Origin of the sequence: Mesorhizobium sp. M5C.F.Ca.ET.164.01.1.1, from assembly GCF_004792125.1 — a bacterium.
Classification (GTDB): Bacteria; Pseudomonadota; Alphaproteobacteria; order Rhizobiales; family Rhizobiaceae; genus Mesorhizobium; species Mesorhizobium wenxiniae.
Map to the genome: position 1 here is coordinate 1 of NZ_SRTG01000400.1, position 317 is coordinate 317.

General features: G+C 66.2%; 1 pseudogene. It reads right to left on the reverse strand.

Annotation, left to right across the window (positions count from 1 at the left end):
* Positions 1 to 317: pseudogene (locus tag EN807_RS33990) on the reverse strand (ABC transporter permease); the annotation flags it as partial.

The window sequence follows — 317 nt, forward strand, 5'->3', positions numbered from 1 at the left end:
GTGGCGATCGCGGCAAAGGCGATGAAGACGATGGTTGCCACCGGCACTGTGTTGTCGAACAGCCGCTCGCCCAGCACCGCGAACACCGGCGGCGCCAGGCCCGGGCCCTCGCCATAGGAGATGTTGATGTACTGGTTGCCGGAAACGATGAGCGCAAGGCCCCGCGCCGCCTGCAGGCCGGCGAGCGTGACGAGGAACGGTTCCAACCGGAAGCGGGTGGAGATCGTGCCCTGGACGATGCCGAAGGCGATGCCCATGGCGAGCACGGCCAGAATGGTCGGGATCAGTCCGAAGCCGCCGGAGATCATCATCGTTGC